This window comes from Bradyrhizobium sp. 23 (assembly GCF_023073295.1).
GTDB lineage: Bacteria > Pseudomonadota > Alphaproteobacteria > Rhizobiales > Xanthobacteraceae > Bradyrhizobium > Bradyrhizobium canariense_D.
The window spans coordinates 97,212-98,902 of record NZ_JADPJF010000124.1 but is presented as its reverse complement, the minus strand read 5'-3'; the positions used below and the strand labels follow the sequence as shown (position 1 = coordinate 98,902).

The 1,691-nt window shown below is 65.3% G+C and carries 1 protein-coding gene and 2 pseudogenes; all 3 read right to left on the bottom strand.

The annotated features are described in order from the left end of the window. Window positions 1-145: pseudogene (locus IVB32_RS43155) on the bottom strand (tripartite tricarboxylate transporter substrate binding protein); the annotation flags it as partial. Between the two features lie 52 nt (window positions 146-197). After that, window positions 198-1,457 carry a CoA transferase gene (locus IVB32_RS29600; RefSeq protein WP_204511108.1) on the bottom strand — a complete coding sequence of 420 codons (1,260 nt, stop codon included), beginning with the start codon at window positions 1,455-1,457 and terminating at the stop codon, window positions 198-200. A gap of 9 nt (window positions 1,458-1,466) precedes the next feature. Next, window positions 1,467-1,691: pseudogene (locus IVB32_RS29595) on the bottom strand (enoyl-CoA hydratase); the annotation flags it as partial.

The following is a 1,691-nucleotide window of genomic DNA, read 5'->3' as shown; positions in this document are numbered from 1 at the left end:
GCGCGAGATTGTCCGTGCCGCCGCCGGGCCCGGCGGTCGCCACGAACTCGATCGGCTTTTGCGGCTGCCAGGCCGAGAGCGCCGGCGTCGTGCCGGCGAGCACAATTACGGCTGCGGAGAGCAGAAGTTTTGATGTCTGACCCATGATGTCCTCCAGCTTATTTTTGTCTCTTGTTCTTGTTGTTTTCGACGTCCGGTCAGGCGACCCGTTCCTCGCCTCTTCCCGATGCCAACACGATTGCGCCTTCTTGTTCGAGCGCGTCGATCTGCTTCCGGTCGAACCCATGCTCGGCCAGCACCTCGCTTGTATGCTCACCGTAGACCGGCGCGCCCGTGCGCACTTTGCCTGGGGTCTCCGAAAACTTGACCGGCAAGCCGATCGTCTTCACGGGCCCGAGCGTGGAATGCTCGACCTCGACAACCATCTCGCGCGCCAGCGTCTGCGGATCGCTGAGCGCCTCCAGCATGTCGTGCACGGGGCCGCACGGCACGCCCTTCTCGTCCAGTGCCGCCAGCCAGTGCGCGCGCGTGCGGGTGCGGAAGCGCTCGCTCAGAACAGCTTCGAGTTCCTTCAAATTGGCCATGCGGTCGGCGCCGGTGACGAAGCGTGGATCGGCTGCGAGCTCGCTTGCGCCGAGCGCCTCCAGCATCAACAGCCAATGCTTCTTGTTGGCGCCGCCGACCACCAACCAGCCGTCCGAGGCCTCGAACGCCTGATATGGCGCGTTGAGCGGATGCGCCGAACCCATGGCCCGCGGCGCGGTGCCCGCGGCCAGCGCGATGGTCGACTGCCAGTAGGTCTGCACCAGCGCGGCCTCATAGAGCGAGGTCTCGACCCACTGCCCTTCGCCGGTCTTGAGACGGTGCGTGTAGGCCGCGAGGATGCCCATGCTCGCCAGCAGGCCGGCGGTGATGTCGGACAGCGGCGGGCCGCATTTCACGGGCGGACCATCGGGACGTTCGCCGGTAAAGCTCATGATTCCGCTCATGGCCTGGGCGACCAGATCGAAGCCGCGGCGATGCTTGTAGGGTCCGGTGCGGCCGAAGCCAGACAGCGAGCAATAGATCAGCGTTGGATGCTGCTTGTGCAGGTCGTCATAGCCGAAGCCGAGGCGCTCCATGGCGCCCGGCGCAAAATTCTCGACCAGCACGTCGGCGCCCGCGATCAGCCGCCGCAACACCTGCTTGCCGCCATCGGTCTTCAGATCCAGCACGATGCCGCGCTTGTTGCGGTTCATCATCAGGAAGGAGGCCGCCTCGTCGCCGATCTTCGGCGGCACCGAATGGCGGGTGTCGTCACCGTTCGGCGATTTCTCGATCTTGATGACGTCGGCGCCCATATCGGCCAGCATCAAGGTGCAGGTCGGCCCTGCCATGACATGGGTGAGATCGATGACCTTGAGGCCGGCAAGCGGCCCCGAACGGCCGGAGGTTGATTGCGAGCGATCGCTTTGCATCGGGGCGTCCTATTGGCCGCGCCATTGCGGCGCGCGCTTGGTGAGGAAAGCATCGAGCCCTTCGCGAAAATCCTGGCTCGTGTAGCACATCAGGATGAGGTCTTCGCCCTCGTCGGGCGTCAGGCGCCTTTGCAGGCGCGCCACGGCCTGCTTGGTCGCATTCAGCGTCAGCGGCGCGTGGCTGGCGAGCAATTTGGCAACCTCGTCCGCGCGCCTTTCGAGCGCGGCGATATC

What these genes read in the sequence shown, in the direction of transcription:
- IVB32_RS29600 (WP_204511108.1), bottom strand. Translation starts at nt 1,457, where the DNA reads ATGCAAAGCGATCGCTCGCAATCAACCTCCGGCCGTTCGGGGCCGCTT.